This is a genomic window from Nocardioides sp. (genome assembly GCF_024509035.1).
Classification (GTDB): domain Bacteria; phylum Actinomycetota; class Actinomycetes; order Propionibacteriales; family Nocardioidaceae; genus Nocardioides.
Window position 1 is genome coordinate 1 of sequence record NZ_JANINT010000421.1, and the last position, 534, is coordinate 534.

Annotated in this window: 1 protein-coding gene; it reads left to right on the forward strand. The window is 70.6% G+C overall.

What is annotated here, in order from left to right; all coding sequences use genetic code 11:
* Positions 1–17 precede the first annotated feature (17 nt).
* The coding region (locus Q0L15_RS22890) for an AIR synthase related protein (protein WP_296607164.1) at positions 18–534 on the forward strand (517 nt) is incomplete at its 3' end.

The following is a 534-nucleotide window of genomic DNA, read 5'->3' on the forward strand; positions in this document are numbered from 1 at the left end:
ACTATAGGATACGTCTCATGGCCGGTCCACCACTCACCATCACTCGCACGGCTCCCCGAGACGTCGTCGACGTCGTTCGCCGCCACGCCGGCGTGTCCGGCAAGCGCGCGATCGCCGCGGTGGCCGGGTTCGTGGATTCCAGCGATCCGGTGCACGGCCCGGGGGACGACGGGGCCGTCGTCGAGCTCGACGGTGCCCGTGCGGTCGTCTGCGGTGAGGCGATCGCGCCGCAGTTCGTTCGCAGCGATCCGTACGGCGCGGGCATCGCCAGCGTGTTGGCCAACGTCAACGACGTGGCCGCCATGGGTGGGGTACCCAAGGCCATCGTCAACACCGTCATCGGTCGGGACGCGGATCTGTCCGAGGTGCTGCGCGGCATGCGCGACGCGGCCGACATGTACGAGGTCCCGATCGTGGGAGGGCACCTGACCGGTGCCGACTCGGACGCCGCGCTGTCCGCGTTCGCGCTGGGGCAGGTGCGGACGCCGCTGTCGATGGCCAACGTACGCCCGGGCCAGGCAGTGCTCTTCGCCG